This is a genomic window from Desulfomarina sp., assembly GCF_054039375.1.
This window is the reverse complement of record NZ_JBPLBA010000168.1, coordinates 1-20,168: the sequence shown is the minus strand read 5'-3', so window position 1 is coordinate 20,168 and position 20,168 is coordinate 1. Positions and strand designations below refer to the sequence as shown.

Annotated in this window: 16 protein-coding genes; 3 read left to right on the top strand and 13 right to left on the bottom strand. The window is 47.4% G+C overall.

What is annotated here, in order from left to right:
• Positions 1-31: 31 nt before the first annotated feature.
• From dsrA to dnaG, 6 genes are all read right to left on the bottom strand, one after another.
• Complete coding sequence (gene dsrA, locus ACXLDX_RS10080) at positions 32-1,312, bottom strand: dissimilatory-type sulfite reductase subunit alpha (protein ID WP_457577054.1); 1,281 nt, start codon at positions 1,310-1,312, stop codon at positions 32-34.
• A gap of 351 nt (positions 1,313-1,663) precedes the next feature.
• A complete protein-coding gene (locus tag ACXLDX_RS10075; protein WP_457577053.1) occupies positions 1,664-3,268 on the bottom strand; it encodes a glucose-6-phosphate isomerase in 1,605 nt (534 codons plus the stop codon).
• 14 nt (positions 3,269-3,282) lie between these two features.
• Positions 3,283-3,972 (bottom strand): ribulose-phosphate 3-epimerase, encoded by a 690-nt coding sequence (gene rpe / locus ACXLDX_RS10070; RefSeq protein WP_457577052.1) that lies wholly within the window; start codon positions 3,970-3,972, stop codon positions 3,283-3,285.
• A 113-nt stretch (positions 3,973-4,085) separates the two neighbouring features.
• Complete coding sequence (gene dprA / locus ACXLDX_RS10065) at positions 4,086-5,186, bottom strand: DNA-processing protein DprA (protein WP_457577051.1); 1,101 nt, start codon at positions 5,184-5,186, stop codon at positions 4,086-4,088.
• 112 nt (positions 5,187-5,298) lie between these two features.
• Entirely contained in the window at positions 5,299-6,957 is a 1,659-nt protein-coding gene (locus ACXLDX_RS10060; protein ID WP_457577050.1) for a sigma-70 family RNA polymerase sigma factor, read from the bottom strand.
• Between the two features lie 303 nt (positions 6,958-7,260).
• Positions 7,261-9,072 (bottom strand): DNA primase, encoded by a 1,812-nt coding sequence (dnaG, locus tag ACXLDX_RS10055; protein ID WP_457577049.1) that lies wholly within the window; start codon positions 9,070-9,072, stop codon positions 7,261-7,263.
• Between the two features lie 402 nt (positions 9,073-9,474).
• On the opposite strand from dnaG, the gene ACXLDX_RS10050 reads away from it, so the two are divergent.
• The 3 genes from ACXLDX_RS10050 to ACXLDX_RS10040 are packed head-to-tail and all read left to right on the top strand — an operon-like array spanning position 9,475 to position 13,675.
• On the top strand, positions 9,475-11,097 hold the full coding sequence (locus ACXLDX_RS10050; RefSeq protein ID WP_457577048.1) for a bifunctional diguanylate cyclase/phosphohydrolase: 1,623 nt from the start codon (positions 9,475-9,477) through the stop codon (positions 11,095-11,097).
• The gene (locus ACXLDX_RS10045; RefSeq protein WP_457577047.1) at positions 11,094-11,984 is read left to right on the top strand and encodes an HDOD domain-containing protein; all 891 of its coding nucleotides are present in this window, start codon (positions 11,094-11,096) and stop codon (positions 11,982-11,984) included. Before ACXLDX_RS10050 ends, ACXLDX_RS10045 begins: the two co-directional genes overlap by 4 nt.
• On the top strand, positions 11,981-13,675 hold the full coding sequence (locus ACXLDX_RS10040) for an ABC1 kinase family protein (RefSeq protein WP_457577046.1): 1,695 nt from the start codon (positions 11,981-11,983) through the stop codon (positions 13,673-13,675). The genes ACXLDX_RS10045 and ACXLDX_RS10040 overlap by 4 nt, the downstream gene beginning before the upstream one ends.
• Before the next feature lie 33 nt (positions 13,676-13,708).
• On the opposite strand, the gene ACXLDX_RS10035 is transcribed toward ACXLDX_RS10040, so the two are convergent.
• The 7 genes from ACXLDX_RS10035 to holB all read right to left on the bottom strand — a co-directional run bounded on the left by ACXLDX_RS10035 (position 13,709) and on the right by holB (position 20,039).
• Positions 13,709-14,392 carry a triose-phosphate isomerase gene (locus tag ACXLDX_RS10035; protein WP_457577045.1) on the bottom strand — a complete coding sequence of 228 codons (684 nt, stop codon included), beginning with the start codon at positions 14,390-14,392 and terminating at the stop codon, positions 13,709-13,711.
• Positions 14,389-14,685: a DUF167 domain-containing protein gene (locus tag ACXLDX_RS10030; RefSeq protein ID WP_457577044.1), complete on the bottom strand. Its 297-nt coding sequence runs from the start codon at positions 14,683-14,685 to the stop codon at positions 14,389-14,391. Before ACXLDX_RS10030 ends, ACXLDX_RS10035 begins: the two co-directional genes overlap by 4 nt.
• Positions 14,686-14,702: 17 nt before the next feature.
• Entirely contained in the window at positions 14,703-15,551 is an 849-nt protein-coding gene (locus tag ACXLDX_RS10025) for a DivIVA domain-containing protein (protein WP_457577043.1), read from the bottom strand.
• Positions 15,552-15,583: 32 nt separating this feature from the next.
• The gene (locus tag ACXLDX_RS10020; protein ID WP_457577042.1) at positions 15,584-15,883 is read right to left on the bottom strand and encodes a YggT family protein; all 300 of its coding nucleotides are present in this window, start codon (positions 15,881-15,883) and stop codon (positions 15,584-15,586) included.
• A 114-nt stretch (positions 15,884-15,997) separates the two neighbouring features.
• Positions 15,998-17,938 (bottom strand): methionine--tRNA ligase, encoded by a 1,941-nt coding sequence (gene metG / locus ACXLDX_RS10015; protein ID WP_457577041.1) that lies wholly within the window; start codon positions 17,936-17,938, stop codon positions 15,998-16,000.
• A 70-nt stretch (positions 17,939-18,008) separates the two neighbouring features.
• Complete coding sequence (locus ACXLDX_RS10010; RefSeq protein WP_457577040.1) at positions 18,009-18,932, bottom strand: PSP1 domain-containing protein; 924 nt, start codon at positions 18,930-18,932, stop codon at positions 18,009-18,011.
• Positions 18,933-19,004: 72 nt separating this feature from the next.
• Positions 19,005-20,039: a DNA polymerase III subunit delta' gene (holB, locus tag ACXLDX_RS10005; RefSeq protein ID WP_457577039.1), complete on the bottom strand. Its 1,035-nt coding sequence runs from the start codon at positions 20,037-20,039 to the stop codon at positions 19,005-19,007.
• Between the last annotated feature and the right edge of the window lie 129 nt (positions 20,040-20,168).

Sequence of the window (20,168 nt, the reverse complement as noted above, 5' to 3'; positions counted from 1 at the left end):
ATTTGGATTATCAACTCAATAACTGACAGTATCAGGCTGCGTGACGCTTACGGAATTCCACGATATCACGTTCAAAACCACCCTCAACCTCTTCTTCTTTCCAGAATACGTATGGATTTGAACGGGGCTCTTTCACATGCTGCGGAATCGGCTCGACACCCATAACTGAGAGGAAGGTCGGCAGGCCGACACGCTGCATGGTTTCACCAACACGCTCGCGGTTTTTACCCACTTCCATCCACCAGTCCCAGATGGTCTCGATAAAATCGATCAGTTCTTCAAACTCATTGTCCTTGGATATTTTCATAAAAGGAATAATGAGGGTTGAAAACTGTGCGCCGTCAAGGATAGGAGCCTTGGCACCAACACAGATACTTGCACCCTTGTCCATTCCCGGACGAAGAGCACGGGGCATTACATTGATACAATGCATGCAGCGGGTACATTCGCTGTTATCAATCTTCAGTTCATCACCTTCCATCCACATACATTCAGTGGGACAGAGATCTATGACTTCTTTCTGAATATCAAAAGGTCCCCAGTCCTTATCGCTGTGAGCACCACCATTTGCAGGATAGTTACCGGCTACATACTCTTTCACGGCAGCCTGGTCGATCTGAATATCATCACGCCAGGTGCCGATAACCGCCACATCTGAACGTGCAATGGCAGCAACACAGTCATTGGGACAACCGGAGAACTTGAACTTGAATTTATACGGGAATGCAGGACGATGAATCTCATCCTGATAGTGCATGGTCAGGTGATGACAACATTCTTCCGTATCATAACAGGCCCACTCACATCTGGACTGGCCGATACAGTTGGCAGGTGTACGCAGATTGGAACCGGAACCACCAAGATCCTGTCCCATATCATGGGTCAGATCCCAGAAAAGCGGTTCGAGATTTTCAGTTCTGGTTCCGAGCAGGATGATGTCACCAGTTGATCCGTGAAAGTTAGTCATGCCTGAACCGTGCTTCTCCCACAGGTCCATCAGCTGACGAAGATTAGCGGTCGAATAATATTTGGATGCCGGCTGGGCAACACGAATAGTATGGAAATGTTCTACTCCGGGGAACTGCTTTGGAACGTCCGCGTAACGTCCGACGATACCACCACCATATCCGAAAACACCTACAATACCACCATGTTTCCAGTGAGTGATCCTGTCCTTATAGGACAGTTCCAGGATACCCAAAATATCCCAACACTCCGGCTTTGTCTCCGCCTGGCGCTTTATGTCGGTCACGAAGCTTGGCCACGGGCCAGTCTCCAGTTGGTCCAACAAGGGCGTCTCATGTTTTGCCATGATTTCCTCCTTTGAAATTACAATTTAAACTTCAACTCAACCCAATTTTACTTTGCAGAAAAAAATTAAAACCCTGTTCCGGTTTATTTATTTCCTCTTTGTTCACCCTGTAACTTCCCTGGCCTTTCTCAAGCCCGTGAAAGAGGTGACAAATACCCGATAAAAAGGAAAACTCGGGGTTTCAATACCTGTTGATAATTATTTTCCCCATACGCAGGAAAAACAATTATCAACATACTCAATTATGAATTCACATTCAGCGTGTGAGAATATCTTTGCTGTGCTATTTTGTCAACAAAAATTCCGTCCGGCACCCTCCAAAAATGAAGCACTATTCAGTGCTGATTCTCCTTACAACCCCCTTGTATTTACCAGATCAAGTAATTTAACCTCAATACTTCCATATCCCGAATCATCCCCTTTCATAGCCCTCAAAAAGCGTGAAGCAAGAACTTTTCCCAGCTGCACTCCCTCCTGGTCAAAAGAGTTAATATTCCAGATAAACCCCTGAAAAACAATTTTCGCTTCATAAGTCGCCAGAATTGCGCCCATGGTTTCCGGAGTCAATCTATCGGCAAAAAGGAGAGAGGAGGGGCGATTTCCTGTAAATTTCCTGTTTGGGTTTTCAGAATCGCTCCCGGTTGCAAAGGCGACCATCTGGGCAAGCAGGTTCGCCAGAAGTTTTTCCTGGGAGCTGGTTCCGTCAATCTTTCGATCCAGACCGGACTGTGATTTCGAAAAACCTATAAATTCAACAGGCACAACTTCAGTTCCCTGATGAAGTAACTGATAAAATGCATGTTGACCATTAGTGCCCGGCTCTCCCCATACAAGAGGCCCGGTTCTGCAGGCGACCGGTTCTCCATACCTGGAGACTGATTTTCCGTTGCTTTCCATATCACACTGCTGAAGATGTGCCGAAAAACGATGCAGTGCCTGACTATACGGGAGAACGGCCAGAGAATTATATCCAAGAAAATTCCTGTTCCAGACGCCGAGAAGTGCCATCATTAAGGGAATATTTTTAAAAATATCTTTCTCTTCCGCCCCGTAATCGACACTGGCTGCACCCTGTAAAAACTCCATAACCCGGGAAAATCCCAGGGAAAACCCCAGAGCAACCAGACCGACCATTGAAGTTGTACTGAACCGGCCCCCTATGGAATCAAACATATAAAAGGAACGCAGATATCGTTTCGGGTTATCCATTGGACTTCCTTTGCCCGTAACACCAATACAGTGCAGGGCAGGATCAAGACCTGCTTTTTTCATCACCGAACGAACGAGCTCTTCATTGGCCAGCGTTTCCAGCGTGGTTCCACTTTTTGAAACGATATTAACCAGAGTGGTTTCAAGAGAAATCTCCGCCAGCACCCGGGCACAGTCATCCGGATCCACATTGGAGATAAATCTGACGGTTCTTCCCGACCGGCCATACTGTTTCAAGGCTTCGACCACTGATCTCGGACCAAGATCAGAACCGCCTATTCCTACCTGCACCAGGGTATCAAATGGCTTTCCTTCACTGTTACAGAGTCTGCCATTTTCAAGCTCTTTAAGAAAAATCTCCAGCTTTTCCAGCTCCTGTCGTGCCAGCCGTGTAATTTCAGGTTCAACAGGGTTATCGGTAAACATGTCCCTGCAACCAGTATGAAGCACCTGCCTGTTTTCAGATTCATACCCCGCAATCCTGTTGAGCACAGCCCCCCGACGCATCTTTCTGAACTGTGCAACAAGCGAGAGTTCATCGGCAACCTGCTGCAGGCAGTCAAGGACATCGTCGCTGACACGCTGGGCCGCAAAAAAAAGATGCAACAATCTAGAACGACAGATATATCTTTCCAATCTCCCATTCTTTTCCAGGCTCTTTTCTTTTGTCAGGTCGTAGGGTCTGGCAGCCAGTTCCTGCAATTTTTCAAAAGCACTGCATAACGACAGGTCAATCGTTTTCTGCAAATCTTCCCCCTGCTCTATTCCGACCGGTACAGGACAGCCCCATCCCCGGCCTTCTTTTTCAGATGACTGATGGTTTTACCATAATTTTCACTGCCATAGACCGCGGATCCTGCAACAAAAATATTGGCTCCAGCTTTTGCCACCGAGCCAATTGTTTTTTCACTGATCCCACCGTCGACTTCAATACCGATTGACAGACCCAGCTCATCAATCCGGCGCCGCAGACTGGTTATTTTTTTGAGAGTGGAAGGAATAAACGACTGACCGCCAAACCCCGGATTAACTGACATGAACATGACCAGATCAACATCTTCCAGAATGTAGTCAAGAGCAGTCAGAGAAGTGCTGGGATTAAGGACAACTCCCGCCCTTTTCCCAAGTTCCTTTATTCTGGTCACTGTCCTGTGCAGATGATTACAGACTTCCACATGTACCGTAATCCAGTCTGCTCCGGCAGAAGCAAACTGCTCAAGATATCTGTCCGGTTCAACAATCATCAGGTGAACATCAAGCACTTTGTCTGTAACCCTTCTTGCCGCCTCGACAACCAGAGGGCCGATAGTAATATTCGGCACAAAACGGCCATCCATTACATCTATATGGATAACATCCGCTCCACAGCTTTCCACGGATCTGATCTCTTCACCCAGGCGGCTGAAGTCGGCTGACAATATTGACGGTGCTATTTGTATTTTCTTATTCATATCGAAACTGCTCATGTATTAATAATTATTCTGATTACGTATGAAACTCAGCCTGATAAAGCAGACACATCCCCAATCCGGCAGAGTTTCATGGATAATTACGAACCAACCACTCACCTGAGCCGCCTTATATTATCTCCCGGCAGAACTTCAACAAGACCCTCCAGTTCAAGAAGGAGCAGAAGCTCATTGACCCTGGAGGCAGGCAGCTCCACACTGTCTATCACCTGATCCCGGGTCCGTGGGTATGGTTCAAGTGCATTAAGAACCTGAAGAGAATCTGGTTCCAGCGAATTTATCTCTTTATCGCTGTCCAGGGTCTCAGAAACATTGATGATATCCTCACCGGGAAATTCATCCAGAATATCCTCCACACCCTGGATCAACTTGGCGCCCTGCTGCAGCAGCCAATGGCTGCCTGCGCTTTTATGGGAATCTATTTGTCCAGGAACAGCAAAAACTTCTCTGTCGTAATCCAATGCCAGCTGAGCGGTAATCAGGGACCCGGATTTCCTGGCAGCCTCCACCACGACAATGCCCCGACTCAGCCCGGCAATTATTCTGTTTCTGGCGGGGAACCTGAATCCTTCCGGACGGGTACCAAGCGGATACTCACTGACCACTACTCCATCTTCTAGGATTTTCCTGTAAAGCACTTCATTCTGTCTGGGGTAAACAACGTCCAGACCACATCCAAGCACAGCAACTGTATTACCCCCTCCATCCAGAGCCCCCCGGTGAGCACAGGCATCAATGCCGAGAGCCAGTCCCGAAACGACTGTCTTTGAATGACTGACCAGCGCCTTTGCCAGGGAATGAGCCACCTTCCTGCCATAAGCGGTTGCCGCTCTGGAACCGACGATTGCAATGCATTTTTTTTTAAGAAGTTCTTTCTTTCCAGAGAGATACAACACAGAAGGTGCATCTGGTATTTCGCGGAGAAGTTCTGGATACAAGGGATCATCCCAGGTCAGAGCCTGCACTCCGACCCGTTCCATTCTGCGAAGCTCGTCCCACCCCCGTTGCAGGTTCTCGTCACGGCGGACCAGGTTTTCAATCTGACTGGACCTGATCCCGGAAACCTGACGTAATTCCTTTAAAGACGCCCGCAAAACATTGCCGGGTCCCTTGAAATGACCGATCAGTTTCCATAAACCACTCACCCCGAGACCCGGCACCAGACTGAGGCTGATCCAATCTAAAACAGGGGCCATTTTCAATATCTGTTATAAACCGGCTGTTAAACAGGCCGAGTAAGAAATTAGTAATTACACTTCAGAGGTAATAAAATCATAGAGTTGCCACCCCTGTAACCAATTACAAAAATTAATCGACCATGAAGACCCGCAGCTCTTCCACCCGGGACGGGTGTTTAAGCTTGACAATTGCCTGGGCCTCAATCTGACGGATTCTTTCCCTGGTCACTGCAAAGCATTTTCCCACCTCTTCAAGAGTATGATCACAGTCCACATCAATACCGTAACGCATCCTCAAAACCTTTGCTTCCCGTGGCGTCAGGGAAGACATGACCTGATTCAGGCATTCTCTCAGGCTTGTTACCATGCTCGCTTCATCAGGGCCAAGTTTTTCCTTGTCTTCAATGAAATCTCCGAGATGACTTTCTCCATCATCCCCGACGGGTGTATCAAGAGAAATGGCATCCTTGGCGATTTTCAGGGCCGACTTCACCTTGGCCACATCCGTGCCCAGTTGCTCCGCCATCTCTTCCGGTGTCGGTTCCCGATGTTCTTCGAGAAGGAAATCCTTGGAAACCCTGAGCAGTCGATTAATCGTCTCTATCATATGAACAGGCAGCCTTATAGTCCTGCCCTGATCGGCAATACCCCTGGTAATGGCCTGTCTTATCCACCAGGTGGCATAGGTACTGAACTTGTATCCCCGGTGGTAATCAAATTTTTCAACAGCCTTCATCAGGCCGATATTCCCTTCCTGGATCAGGTCAGAAAACTGCAGCCCCCGGTTAACAAATTTTTTCGATACGGAAATAACCAGACGAAGATTGGCGCGGACAAGTCCCTCACGGGCATGCTTATACATTTCCCAGCCCGAATCAACTTCATGGAGAATCTGCTGCAGCTCCTTCTGATCAACACCGGATTCTTCAAGCATCTGACGGTTGACCTGCCGCTCTATTGCCTCTGGAGAAATTTCTTCACCGGACTCATTTTCCCCCAGACTGTATTCACCAATGACAGTCACAAAGACCTTCCTGAATCGTTTTGACAGCTCTTCAAGACCTCTTGCGACCGCATTTACACAATCGGGACAGAGAATTTTTCCTTCGAACAGGCCTGCAATTTCCACTCCTTTCGCCTGCACTTTCGCAAACAGATCTTTCGCCTCTCCTGTGGTCTCATCAAGGGCCAGATACTGTTTTAAGAGTTTATTTCGCTCCCTGTCGATTTCAACCGCCCTGTCCACTGCTGCTAGAAGTTCTCTGCTCTCCCGCTCCACAACTCCGGACTGATTATCCTGAATGCCGGCAAGAACCTGACAGACCTTACCTGGACTTTCGGGCAATACTTTCACCACTTCCTGAAGAGCAGGTATGGCCAACGATGTCCTGAGGACGGCATTCTGCACTCTCTTTTTGCCGTCTTCCATCATTCTGGCGAGTTTCAGCTCTTCTTCATGATTGAGCAGGGTGAGGCTCCCCATCTCCCGAAGATATATATTCATCGGATCAACGGATGATTTGGATTTGGAAGACTGTTTTACCGATCCCCGTGAAATTCTGCGCCTGTCTCCTTTGCGGCGATCAGTAAAAATCCCGCGACGACGATCTCCCGGCCCCCGGCCACGCCTGTCATATCGAGCATCTGAAAAATCTACAGGAGTTACCTCTTCATCCACGTGATCATCGTTAGTCAGTTCAAAAAGGGATGTTTCTTCCTCGGGACCATACTCACGAACCCGCTCACCCACATCACCAACTAAATCATCATCACTTTCAGTCAAACTCATATAACTCTCCCTTTGCTCAAACAGTCAAACTGTCCTGGAATATCCCCTTCAGGAGTATAACTCAACCCGGAGCGGGACAATTTCGGATCAGTTTTAACAAAAACCACCCTCAATTCAAATACATCCTACACAATCAAACCAAACAATAGAAAATGTCAAGCAAATTCCTCGTTTCATGGGAAAAACTCCCATTTCCTTACGCCGTTACCCAGAAAACAACCATGAAAGTAACGACTCACAGGAAAAACAATTCCATGATTTTATTCCAACTGAACCGACTATACCATTCGCCCCATGTCTTGCCTACTCATGCAGTTTCTTCTCGATTTCAACCATTTCAAGCACAAGTTTCTGCAGTTTTTCCATATCCCCGGCATGTTCAGCTTCCTTCATCTGAACTTTCACGCTTTGAGACTGTTTACGCAGGGATATCATTTTCAAATAATTTAACATATCCCCAAGTTCACTCCCTGTTTCAATATCTGTCCCATTGCTTTCAGGCAAATCCCGGAGAGAAGCCTGCATCAGTAATTCCGTGACCAGCTTTCTCTCCTGTCCACCCGGCAGTTTTGAGAGAAGTTCTTCAGGCTCAAATTCTCCCCTTTCCTCCACCATCGCCTTCAATTGGAGAAACAATATCTCCCCCAGCCCTCCTGCCAGGGCATCCCTGATACCATGCTCCTCCAAAACTTTGAGGTGAACAGGATTCAGGACCATATACTCCACCAGACGTTTCTGGGCCATGGAAAGAGGTGCGGTTTTTTCCGGCGTTTTTTCTGTCTCGACTCTCTTTTCCCGCAGGAGATTCTCCCGCTGCCCTGACTGCATCACAGTCTGGAATGACTCAACTGAAATTCCAAGGTTCTCGGCAAAATGGGAAATAAACATCGACCGCTGCAGAGGAGATGTCGCAGCCTGCACCAGGGGTACCAGGGAATCTATGATCCTGCTTTTTCCATCAAGTGAAAGACCATGACGTCTGATCAGGGCTGCAAGAACAAATTCCGGCAGGGATTGTGCTGCATCAAGCAACTGCAGCAGTCTTTCCGCTCCCTTTTCCCTGACAAAACTGTCCGGATCATGTTCCCGGGGCAACAGAGCAACCTGTCCACTCAACTGCTCCGCCAGAAAAAAGGGAACCGCCCGGACGGCAGCTTTCTCACCGGCACTGTCACCATCGAAAAGCAGGGTTATTTCTGCAGTGAAACGCTTCAGCATTCTCAACTGCTCCCGTGTCAACGCCGTACCCAGAGGAGCCACAACATTACTCACTCCCGCAACCACCAGGGAAATAAGATCAAAATTTCCCTCCACAAGAATTGCTTTTTTCTTTTTACGAATGCTCTCTTTCTGTTGATACAGGCCCAGAAGCAACCTGCTTTTGTCGAAGACGAGGCTTTCCGGCGAATTCATGTATTTCGGCTGACCATCACCTACGACACGCCCACCAAATCCGCAGACCTGACCGCTTATATCAAAAATGGGAAACAGGATCCTGTCCCTGAAACGATCGTAAGTTCCTCCATTTTCCCGACGGACAAGAAGACCCGCATCCACAGCAGCAAGTTGCTCTTCTCTGCTTAACTTTGAACCGAGATAATTCCAGCCTTCCCTCTCAACCGAAGGGGCATAACCAAGCTGATATTTTTCGACAATTTCACTGGTTACTCCCCTTGTCTGCAAGTACCCGCGTGCATTTTCCGCTCCTTTTTCCTCCAGCAGGTAGCGAACATATAGCTTTGCACATTTTTTATTGATCCCGAATAGTTTTTCTCGTTTTTTCTGTCTCAACGCCGCTTCTTTTGACTGCGGCTTTTCAGGCAGTTCAATATTATATCTCCGGGCCAGCTCTTTCATGGCTTCAGGAAACGTGAGATTATGATACTTCATCATAAAACTGAAAACATCCCCGGATTCTCCACAGCCAAAACAGTGAAAAAACTGCTGCCCGCCATGAACTGAAAAGGAAGGTGTCTTTTCCCCATGAAAGGGACAGAGCCCCAGATAGCGGACACCACTTTTCTTTAAATCAACCACTTCACCAACAATCTGAACAATGTCCGCTTCTTCCTTGATTCTGGCCGGAATATCATCGTTAAAACTGTTATTTTTCATTGTTTTCATGGCATATGATTAAAGTAATAACTCACAGGGTTGACAACTCTGAACTGAAAAGTAACCTGAAATCGTGAACATTCAATATCCAGGGGCAAAGAAAACGGAACGCATCCTGCAAACGCTCAAGAATTCAGATATAAATTATTATTCATTCCTCCGCCAGAGTAAAAGAGTTCCTGAATCCTGTACTTCAGAAAAGTTCGCCTTTACCTGCCTCTGCGGGAAAAAGAGACCATGAAAAGCTGGGGGTGGCTGTAAGTAATGACCAGGATTCAGGTGGTTTCATATCCATTATCCATTTGCAATTTTATAAAACAAAAATGTATAGTTAATTATAATGCGGCTTTTTCGACCATTACTTTTTATTACAGCTCAGCGATCATTCCGCCCTTTGAACCAATGACAAACGATCTCCTCCAAAATATCGACCAGCTTTCATCCGGTTCAACTTTCCTGCGGCTGATCCTTGAAGCCTGCCCCAATGCCAGATGTATTTTTAATTGCAACGGGCTGACAACACCTGTTATTTCGGATACTTCAATCCTTATCACAACAGACAGAACTGAAGTTTTAAAGACAATCCTTACGCCGGGAATGGTCCCTGACCAGATCCCCATCCTGGTTCTCGGGACAACCCAGGTTCCTCCGGAATCCCTGGTCGTTCCCGGTAAAAATCGACTCATTGATTTTCTTCCTCTGCCGGTAAGCAGTGAACTACTCCGATATAAGATTTCCTTTCTTACCCATATTCAAAAAATCAGTGCGGAATATTTCGAGAACCTCCAGACCCACCAGAAAGTCCTGGATACCCTTTCAAAAAGAGACGGACTGACAGGATTATTCAACAGACGACACCTGACCGAGATCCTTAAAAATGAATTTCAACACGCAGTAACCCGGGAAAAAGATCTCTCTTTACTTATTCTTAATATTGACTACTTCAATGAAATCAATAAATCTTCCGGACTTGAATTCGGCGATGCGGTGCTCAATGAGATGTCCGCAAGGCTCACTTTGAACACCAGGCCTATTGACAGCTGTTATCGCTTTTCTGGTGAGGATTTCGTTATTCTGATGCCTGAAGCGGATCTAGAACTTGCAGAGAAAACCGCAGAAAAAATTCGCATTGCATGCTCAGAAAAACCCTTTATCCATTACGGAATACATAAATCAATTACTGTTTCCATCGGTATTGCCTCCCTGAAAACCCACGCTCTCGAAAATCATGATGAATTGATCTCCATGGCGGAAACAGCCCTGTACATGGCAAAGGCCGGAGGCCGCAACAGGATTCATGTCTTTGCCCCCCTGGGGATTAACGAAGAATACAATTCCCAGCAGTCACTCGCTACACTCAAGGAAACAATCAATCGCATCCTTGAAAAAACCAGGCATTCAACAATCTCTTCCCTGCAACTCCTGGCCAGGGAAATTGCCGGAACGGAATACAAGGATCATATCGACCAGGTTTCCCACTATACAGCCCTGCTAGGCAGACAACTCGGCCTTCCTCCCCATCTCGTTGCTACTTTTCAAAACGCCATAACCCTTCATAACAGCATCCGTTTTTTCCTCCATAACGACCTGTTCAGCAAACAGTCCAAGCTGAGCGGGAATGAACGGGAGATCATGGATGACCTCCCCTACAAACTCGCAGAAATAACTGATATTTTTGATTTTTTTGCCAACGAACGCACGGTACTTCTCTCCCATGGAGAACGGTATGACGGTAACGGTGCCCCCCATGGTCTGAAGGGCAGTGAAATCCCGCTTGGAGCGCGGCTTTTCAATATTGTTGATGCCCTCGCCGCCATGAATTCAGAACGTCCCTTCAGACCCAGACTGAAAGCCGAAGCTATTATTGACGAACTCATTCACCAGGCGGGAAAACAGTTCGACCCTCATCTTGTACTCCACACAATCGACATGATAATAAGAAACAATATCTTAAAGTTACCAAAAGATCACCTTGAAAAGAAACGCAGGCAGTTGATCACTCAATTTCCCGAAATCAAATCATGACTACCCATGAGCATATACATATAGAGACACAGATTAACTCTTTTCCGGCTCTCCCTCTGATCGTAACCAGAGTTATGGCAGTTACTGCCGACCCGGAAAGCAGTGCTGAAGATCTGATGAAAGTAATACTTCCCGACCAGAGCATGTGCGCCACCATTTTGAAAATCGCCAATTCCGCCTTCTTCGGCATTCCCCGTGAAGTGAGTACAATGGAGAGAGCCCTGATGGTTCTTGGTTTTGAGGAAGTTCGCAATATCGTCATAGGAAAAGCCCTTTTTGCCGCTTTCCCGAAACTGAGCAAAGAATTCCGGGAGTCTGTCACGCTCTTCTGGCAGCATGCGTTCACCTGCGGTCTTACTGCCAAAATAATGGGCGAAACAATGTCCATTTCTCCGAGTGAACTCTTTGTTGCCGGGCTGATTCACGATATCGGCAAACTGGCAATGCTGACACTGTTTGGCGATAGATATCCCCTGTTAAGAGAACTCACCGAACCCGGCCGCAGCGACAGTGCGGCGGAAGAACTGACTGAATTTAACATCAGCCATGACCGGGTTGGCCTGCTGCTTGCGAATCGCTGGCTCCTTCCTGGAAAATTGACCATGGCAATAGGTCATCACCATTGTCCCGGGGAGGCACCGTCATTTAAACAGTTTCCAATCCTCATCCAGACAGCGGATATTCTTTCTCTCATGTATTGCTCAGCCGATTTTTTCGGAGCTGACGATGCCATGAAAATCTTTGAAGACTTTCTCCCCGAAACATGTGACCTCTGGGCGGAAAACGATCTCAAATGGGATATCGGCAATATCGGCACCTGGTACAATACCCTCGCTGAACGCTTTGAACAGGACCAGGCTGTTCTTGATATTTTCACCTCATCATGAAAATCACCAGCATTAAACGAACCATCAGAAATACCAAGCGATTTGCTGAAATCGTCAAGGTTCTTTCCATGTTCGGTTTCAGGCAACTGGTTCTTGACACCGGCCTGCACCGCCTGCTCGGCGGGGGCAGAGAAGACGTGGAAGACGATTCTATTCCTGATAATCTTGCTCTGCCTCTGCCCGTCAGAATCCGCAGAGTCCTGGAGGAACTTGGCCCCACATTCATTAAACTTGGTCAACTGCTCTCCACCAGACCTGATCTGATTCCGAAGGAATGGACCCATGAACTGAAAAAACTGCAGGATCGCTGCAGCCAGGTTGAGTTTGAAAAAATACACAAGGTTCTTGCCCTTGAATTTCCCGGCCGCCTTGACCTGCTGTTCAAATCCATAGAAGAAACACCTCTGGCTGCTGCCTCCATAGCCCAGGTTCATCGCGCCGTCATGCAGGATGACAGCGAAGTTGTCATCAAAGTACTCCGCCCAGGGGCACGACAGCTTGTTGAAGAAGACATGGCCCTGGTGGAAAGTCTCGCCCAGCTGATGGAGCAGTATTTTTCGGATCTGGGGTACAGCCCCACCGCTGTGGCCAAGGAATTTTCCAGAGAACTTCTCAAAGAAATCAACCTGATTACCGAGGGGCAGTCCACCGAAAGACTGGGCCGTTATTTTGAAGATGATTCTTCAATCTCCTTTCCCAGGGTGTACTGGTCGGCCACCACACGTTCAGTCCTGACCCTGGAGGAAATCAAGGGCAGACTGCTCTCCACCCTGGACCCGGAGGAACTTACTCCTGCCCAGAGAAGAGCCATTGTCACCAACGGCACTGATGCCATTTTCAAACAATGCCTGGAATTCGGATTTTTTCATGCTGATCCCCACCCCGGCAATATTTTCCTGCTGGATGACAACAGTCTCTGTTTTATTGACTGCGGGATGACAGGACAGCTGGACAAAAAAACAACAGAACATTTGATAAATCTGGTCTCCGGCATCATCAAGGGAGATCTTGACCAGCTCTGCAGGGTCGTCATCGGCCTGACAGACGCAGACCCGATGGTTACGGAAAGACGCGATTTCAGAACAGACCTGCAACACCTGATCAGTCACGTGCAGAACACAAGCCTGCAACAGCTTGACATCACAACGCTCCTGGCGGATTTTTTCGCCATGTTGCAGCGCTACCATATCCAATGTCCGGGGGATCTTCTCCTGCTGACCAAAGCCCTGACAACCATTGAAGGGGTTGCTGAATATTTTGACCCCTCTTTTGACTTCCTCACCCACGTGGAACCACAGATCAGAAAGGTAGTCATGAACAGGTACGGTTTTCAGGCTGTAAAAAACCGGATGTATAAATCATTCACCCATTATCTGGAACTTCTGGAAGAAGTCCCGGGAGAGCTGCAGCGTTTTCTCAATCATGCCAAGCACAGCAGATTTACACTGAATCTCGAACTCAAGCGAATAGAGCATCTGTCGGAAAAAATTGACACGGCCAGCAGGATCATGGGCATTGCCATGATCAGTGCAGCCCTGATCGTCGGTTCTTCCATCCTTATCCTGGCCGACTCCATTTCCAGAAAACCCGGCATTATCGGCACCATCGGCATAATGGGCCTGTTACTGGCGGGAATCAACACAACCATCTTTATCTTTTCGTTTCTCCTGCGGAAGAAAAAGAAATCCTGAAACAGTAACCTTCAGACTATTCGGGCCGCGGAATCAGATCCGCTGACAGACAGCAGCAAAATCTCCAGGGTCAAGACTTGCACTTGCCACAAAAACACCGGACAATACAGGAAGAGAAGAATAGTCCCTTATGTTGGACGGAAGCAGTGCTCCTCCATAAATAACCGGCCATTTTCCCAGACGATGCTTTTCTCCCTCAAGAGTTTCCTTCACCCTTTCGGGAGACTCGGGGATTTTAAATGTCAGGGCATCAACAGGAGTATAAGCAATGATCATCCGGTCAACATCAATATCCTGCAATGATGCCAGCCTTGAGGACAGCGACGAACCGTCCACACAGACAATGGGAATCAGACCCGCGTCCACCACTTCAGTAACCTTATTGATCACATCCTGATCCGTTTCATGAAAATAGCGTTTTCGCTCGGAATGGCCTATGATCACATAATCAACAAGTCCCCTCAGCATATCTGCTGCAATTTCTCCCGTGTAGGCCCCCCGGGGAAAAGGAGAGACATTCTGGGCGGCAAGACGAACATTTTTCAGGCCAAGTTTCTTCAGGTAGGAAGCCACAGGTTCCAGGCAGATAAAAGAAGGAGCAACAATCACTTCCAGGTCATCTCCCGGACTGCAGTATTCGGCAAAAGCCTCAAACCACGCTTTTGCATCATCACTTTTTTTATGACATTTCCAATTGCCAACCACATATTGTTTCATTCTTCCGCCTCCAGGAGCCGACGAACCTCACTTTCCAGGATATTTTTAAGTTCCACACTCTTTCGCCTGGACTGCATCCCCGATTTCACCCGGACATCACTCCTTGTAATTTTAAGCTTTTTCGCCAGAAACTTAACGATCTCTCTGTTGGCCCGACCTTCAACCGGAGGAGCGCAAACAGTCATCTTCAATGTCCCGTCGTATATTCCGATAATTTTTGTTCTTGATGCCCTTGGTTGAATATGGAGCCGAAGAAGCAGAGAACCGCCCTTTGCTTTAACAAGAAAAGACATTTATCCTTCCCATCTGATCAGGGCAGTTCCATATCTATATTGTCGATATCGTCGGGATGAACACTTTCAACCTCAGGTATCTGTATGGATTGGAAAAGATCAGAAAAATCATCATCCGTTTCTCCGAAGCTGTCAAGCTTCTGCAGATAAGTATTGAGCACGGCTTTCAGTTCATCCCGAACCTGAATTTTCTTCTGCTGTAATTCTTCAATTTCTTTTGGAAGATGGGCAAGCTCCGCCTGAGCCTCTTTACGGAATTTTGCCACATCGGCCCGAGCCTGCTCCATGAGAGCCTCAGCTTCCTGTTCACTGGTCAGCTTGAGATTGTCAGCAAACTTCTGGGCAGCAAGAATAGTCGTTTTGAAATCGAGCCCTTCCTGCTGCAATTCTCTGTTCTTCTCCTCCAACTGCTCCAACCTGGTCCGCAATCTTTCAATCTCTTCTTTTTCCCCGGCAGAGCTTTCACTCCTGGCTCCGAGTTCCTCTTCAAGTTTTACTATCTTTTCAGCAGCTTCACTCTTTTCACTTTCCAGAGTTGCCACCGTACCTTCCAGTTCCTCAACCCGGGCCTTCAACTGGTCTATTTCTTCATCTTTATGTCGGTACCCTTCCTGGATTTCAGCCTGAACAGCCTCATTGCTTTCCCGGTTTTCACGGAGTTCATTTTCCAGCTTTTCCTTTTCTTCCCGCCATGCTTCCTGCTCGGCGGTGAGGGACTCTATCTCTTCCGCCTGAACACGATTCTGTTCATGCAGCTCAAAATAATCTTCGGCAAGCAGCTCAAGATACGACCGTACTTCGATAGCATCATATCCTCTGAACTTTATCTGAAACTCCTGATCTTTTATTGCCTGAGGTGTTAGCATGTCTGCCTCCAGTTTGAGTTAAAACGTTGTTGCTATCCCATTCCCATTGCTATCTGCTTTAAAGTCTGCACCAGAAAACTCTGAAGAAACATGATGATTAAAATGAGAATCATCGGGGAAAAATCCATCCCGCCCATGCTCATGGGCAGAATTCTCCGTATTTTACTTAACACAGGTTCAGTTATCTCAACAAGAAACCTTACTATGGGATTGTACGGATCAGCCCCCACCCAGGATATAACAGCTCTTCCGATAATGGCCCACATGTACAATGTCAGAAGAAAATCCATAAGTTTGGCTATAGCCATCAAAAAATTATTTACTACAAACATCCGGTTCTCCTTTATATTTTAACCCGGCACGTCGTCATTGCTGGTAATTGGTCACAAGGATAGCAGCTCTATGATTTGATTATCTCTGGGCTGTAATTGCTCTGCCTGTAAAAATCAACTGACAACGGTTCCCGGAGCAACATGATCTCCCACGGTTACAAGCACAAGATGTTCCTTTCCATCTCTTTTTTCCTTTGCTGCCAGAACCATCCCCTGTGACTCAACGCCCATCAGTTTCACCGGTTTGAGATTGGCCGCAATAATAACCTGACGACCTGACAGATCCGCAGGTGAATAGAACTCCGCGATTCCTGCCACAATCGTTCGTTCTTCCGGAGTTCTGACTGTGAGCTTCAGCAATCGGTTCGATTTTTTCACCGGCTCGGCTGCCACAATCTCGGCAACCCTGAGATCCAGCTTTCGAAAAGTATCAATGCTGACAAGACCATCCAGCTCCGTTTCCTTTTTTTTCGTCTGATTCTTCTGTCCTGTTTTCTTCCGGGATTTCCCGACATTCTTTTTCTCCCTGAGCAACCGGGGAAACAGGGCCTTTACAGATTTCAGCTCGCTTCCTCCTGCAAGTACACCCCATTTTCCTCCCGTCTCAAGAAGGCGGACATTATCTCCGGTCGGGTCAAGTCCCAATCCTTCAATCATCCTGGCGGCGGCCCCCGGCATCACCGGTTGCACCACCAGGGCAATAATACGCAGACACTCAAGCAGATTGTAAAGCACATGATCAAGCCTTCCTTTTTTTGCCGGATCGCCGGCAAGGCTCCATGGTTCATTGGTGACAATATACTTATTGGCAAGCCCCACGATTTCCCATACACCCCCAAGTGCGCGATGAAACTGGAATCCCGCCATGGCTTCACGATAAAGAGGAATCATCCTTTCCACCGCCTCCCGCAAAATACGGTCATCGTCCTTTCCATTGTCCACAACGGGAATCTTACCGTCGCGGTATTTTTTCACCATGGCCATGGTCCTGGAGTAGAGATTCCCCAGATCATTGGCAAGATCAGCATTCTGCCTGGCGATGATCGCCTCAGAACTGAAAGACGAATCAAGCCCGAAAGACATCTCACGGAGCACAAAATACCTGAATGCATCGATACCATATTCTTCCACAAGCTGGCGCGGCCGCACTACATTGCCGATACTCTTAGACATCTTGGTATTATCCACATTCCAGTACCCGTGAACATGAAGCTTTTTATAAAGTGGAACCTCCATCGCCATCAGCATGGTGGGCCAGTAGATCGCATGGGGCTTCAATATGTCTTTGGCTATCAGATGCTCCGCCGCGGGCCAGAATGTTTTAAAATTTTCTCCATCAGGATAACTCAGTCCGGTGACATAATTGATCAAAGCGTCAAACCAGACATAGGTAACAAAATTCTTATCAAAGGGCAGTTCTATTCCCCAGGTCAGTCGCGATTTCGGCCTTGAAATACAAAGATCTTCAAGCGGCTCACTGAGAAAAGAGAGCACTTCATTACGATATCTCTCAGGAGTGATAAACTCCGGATTTTTTTTGATATGATCAATAAGCTGCTGTTGATAGCCGGACATCCGAAAAAAATAGTTCTGTTCAGCTATCTCCTTCGGCGGTTTCTGATGATCGGGACAGTTACCGTCAACCAATTCCTTTTCCGTGAGAAATCGTTCACATCCAGTACAGTACAAGCCGGTATACTCAGCAAAATAAATATCACCCTTATCATAAACCTGCTGCAGTATGGCCTGCACATTGGCCATATGATCCGGGTCCGTTGTGCGAATGATATTATCGGGTTCCACCATCAACAGTGGCCAGGTATCCCGAAACATGGTACTTATCCTGTCCACATATTCTTTTGGTTCTATACCCTCTTTACCCGCGGCTTCCGCAATTTTATCACCATGTTCATCGGTCCCTGTCTGGAACCTGACTTTTTCTCCGCACAGTCGCTTGAAACGACTGTATGTATCTGCAACAACTGTGGTATACGCATGGCCGAGATGGGGCTGGGCATTCACGTAATAGATCGGCGTAGTTATGTATGTTGTCATAAAAAACTCATTTTTATTGCTGTATGATTATTCCTTGATTCCGCAAAATGCAAAAAACACGATGCCTGGATCAGTTATTTTTAGAGCTCCCCCGGTCCTTCTTCTTTTTCCTGTCCCTGCCTGTCGTTTTTCTCTTCTGATGCCGGTACTGCCTCCATTGATCTCTGGACAGGGTAAATTCCTCTCCTGATTCATTTTCAACCAGTATCGTTTCCTGCAGGGGATTCTGTCTCTTGACCCGGAAATGTTCATTATTTATAACAATTCGTTTTCCCGGTCGGGGCATACCTTTTCTCTGTTTCCTGTATGTATCATATTCATAGGTCAGGCAGCAGAGAAGCCGGTTGCAGACGCCGGATATTTTCGCAGGATTCAGAGGTAGATCCTGTTCTTTCGCCATTTTGATGGAGACTGAATCAAATTTTTTAATAAAAGAAGAACAGCAGAGCTCCCTGCCGCAGGTACCTATACCGCCGATCATTTTCGTTTCATGCCGGACACCTACCTGACGCATCTCAACCCTGGTACGAAATTCCTGAACGAGGTCTTTAACCAACGCTCTGAAATCAACACGATTGTCAGCTGTAAAATAAAAAACCATCTTACTGCCGTTGAAAAACCTCTCCACCCTCACCAGCTGCATACTGAGTTCATGTTTTTCAATCAACCCTCTGCAGATGGAAAATGCCCGAGCTTCATTTTCAGCAAGATGACTGTACTTTTCTCTTTCTTCATCCCCTGCAGGGCGACTTATTTCAAAAGTCGCCCTCCTGACCTGCCCGCACAATCCGGGGAGGGACACCCTTTCGACAATCTCGGCAGGCTCAAGACCATGATCCGTATTCACCATCACCACATTGCCTGCCACAAGATCCGACTCAGCAAAGGAAGCCGAAAACTGCTGCCCCTCTTCCCGGAACCGTATCCGGTAGTAGCTTGTTACTTCACCAGTTTCCGGTCTCACGCTGGATTCTTCTTCACTCATTCCCGTCATATAATGGGTACCTTTTGATCACCTGATTTCTTCGCCTTCAAACCACCTTTGAAATTACATTTTCACTCTGCTTCATCGTGAGTAAGACATTAAAGTCACGCCAGTTTTACCAGATTCCTGCAACCTGAACAACACTATTTCACAGACCAGGAGTCTATTGCAGTTCCTGGCCAGTGCTTTTTCTGCCATTTCAATAGCCTGCAGTTTAGCAAAAACCAGCGCGGAACTCCAGCTTTTCGAAACTCTCTCCACACTGCCCGGCGATTCATCGAGGCCTTTGCCGGAGAGCGCAACATTTTGTCCGCTGACCAGCATATCACGAAGCCACATTTTTAGAAAAACAAACAGTTCTCCCAGGTCATCTTTCAATGCTGCCATCTTTTCCGCCAGCTCCAGAATAACATCCAGATCCTTCCCTGTTTCCCCTGATTGATTCGCCACCAGGCTGATAACTTCCCGCCAGAGTTCAATCAGCTTTGTCTGTTTCAGCATAAGTGCCTTCCCGGGGCTCCCTTCTGCAAACCTGGCATAAAGACGGCCTTCGTCACCGCCGATTCCATACTGTTCAAGAATGACCAGCGTCTCACTTTCTGACAGACGAAAAAAAGGGACAACCTGACAACGGGATGTCAAGGTAGGCAGAATCTCCCTGGAAGATTCGGCGGTCAGAATAATCAGATTGTTTTCAGGCGGTTCCTCAAGGGTTTTCAGAAGGCTGTTGGCAGCTTCCCTGCGCATCAGGTGGACATCCTCAAGGACAACCACACGCCTGGCAGCCTCGTACGGTGGATAAGTCAGTTCCCGACCCAGTTCCCGAATCCTGCTGATGCTGATGCCGCTTTTTTCAGAACTCACTACAATAAAATCAGGATGATTTCCTGAAAGATATTTTCTGCATGAACCACATTCTCCACAGGCAACAGAAGTTTCTCCAGTCCTGCAGTTCAGGGCCGCAGCCAGTCCCCGGGCAAAAAGCTTTCTACCGACTCCGTCCGGCCCCCTGAAAATATAGGCATGGGGAATCCGGTCTCCCGCGAGAGAGCGGGAGATCATTTTTTTTGCCTTCTCCTGGCCCAGAAGCTTTGTATAGCAGAGTAGGGAGTTCATTATTTATTCTGATTACGTATGAAACTCAGCCTGTTATTTGTGAGTCTGGGGATTGGGCCTGTTTTATCAGGCGTATTTCAAAAATCACATTAGACTGATTATAAAATGATCTGGACTGACACTTTTTCA

Bases quoted from the DNA above. Each gene is read 5' to 3' on its own strand.
- dsrA (WP_457577054.1), bottom strand. From the start codon at position 1,312: ATGGCAAAACATGAGACGCCCTTGTTGGACCAACTGGAGACTGGCCCG.
- rpe (WP_457577052.1), bottom strand. From the start codon at position 3,972: ATGAATAAGAAAATACAAATAGCACCGTCAATATTGTCAGCCGACTTC.
- dprA (WP_457577051.1), bottom strand. From the start codon at position 5,186: ATGGCCCCTGTTTTAGATTGGATCAGCCTCAGTCTGGTGCCGGGTCTC.
- ACXLDX_RS10060 (WP_457577050.1), bottom strand. From the start codon at position 6,957: ATGAGTTTGACTGAAAGTGATGATGATTTAGTTGGTGATGTGGGTGAG.
- dnaG (WP_457577049.1), bottom strand. From the start codon at position 9,072: ATGAAAAATAACAGTTTTAACGATGATATTCCGGCCAGAATCAAGGAA.
- ACXLDX_RS10050 (WP_457577048.1), top strand. From the start codon at position 9,475: ATGACAAACGATCTCCTCCAAAATATCGACCAGCTTTCATCCGGTTCA.
- ACXLDX_RS10045 (WP_457577047.1), top strand. From the start codon at position 11,094: ATGACTACCCATGAGCATATACATATAGAGACACAGATTAACTCTTTT.
- ACXLDX_RS10040 (WP_457577046.1), top strand. From the start codon at position 11,981: ATGAAAATCACCAGCATTAAACGAACCATCAGAAATACCAAGCGATTT.
- ACXLDX_RS10035 (WP_457577045.1), bottom strand. From the start codon at position 14,392: ATGAAACAATATGTGGTTGGCAATTGGAAATGTCATAAAAAAAGTGAT.
- ACXLDX_RS10030 (WP_457577044.1), bottom strand. From the start codon at position 14,685: ATGTCTTTTCTTGTTAAAGCAAAGGGCGGTTCTCTGCTTCTTCGGCTC.
- ACXLDX_RS10025 (WP_457577043.1), bottom strand. From the start codon at position 15,551: ATGCTAACACCTCAGGCAATAAAAGATCAGGAGTTTCAGATAAAGTTC.
- ACXLDX_RS10020 (WP_457577042.1), bottom strand. From the start codon at position 15,883: ATGTTTGTAGTAAATAATTTTTTGATGGCTATAGCCAAACTTATGGAT.
- metG (WP_457577041.1), bottom strand. From the start codon at position 17,938: ATGACAACATACATAACTACGCCGATCTATTACGTGAATGCCCAGCCC.
- ACXLDX_RS10010 (WP_457577040.1), bottom strand. From the start codon at position 18,932: ATGACGGGAATGAGTGAAGAAGAATCCAGCGTGAGACCGGAAACTGGT.
- holB (WP_457577039.1), bottom strand. From the start codon at position 20,039: ATGAACTCCCTACTCTGCTATACAAAGCTTCTGGGCCAGGAGAAGGCA.